This is a genomic window from Pseudoalteromonas sp. MER144-MNA-CIBAN-0113, from assembly GCF_040308965.1.
Classification (GTDB): Bacteria; Pseudomonadota; Gammaproteobacteria; order Enterobacterales; family Alteromonadaceae; genus Pseudoalteromonas; species Pseudoalteromonas tetraodonis.
The window spans coordinates 1-263 of sequence record NZ_JBEOOG010000403.1; the positions used below are offsets into that span (position 1 = coordinate 1).

A 263-nucleotide genomic window follows, 5' to 3' on the forward strand; every position below is an offset into this window, starting at 1 on the left:
GTGCCAAACACAGCATAAAGCATTAATGCGCCTGTACTCGTTAGAGCAAACAAACTACCTGCGGTAATACTAGAGCCATCAAAGCTTTTCCAGTATACGAGTAATAACATACTCACAACCATAGTGTAAGACAATAATATTAGCCCAGAGCTTGAAGATGAAATACTAATAACCGCGACCACTATTAATAGTATCAGTGAAAAAGCCCACGCTAAACGTGCTTTTAAAGCTAAGCCAACCGACATTATTATTAAGCCTGCACC

Annotated in this window: 1 pseudogene; it reads right to left on the reverse strand. The window is 39.5% G+C overall.

Annotation, left to right across the window (positions count from 1 at the left end):
- Positions 1-245, reverse strand: a pseudogene (locus tag AAEY57_RS20240) (voltage-gated potassium channel protein); the annotation flags it as partial.
- Positions 246-263: the final 18 nt, after the last annotated feature.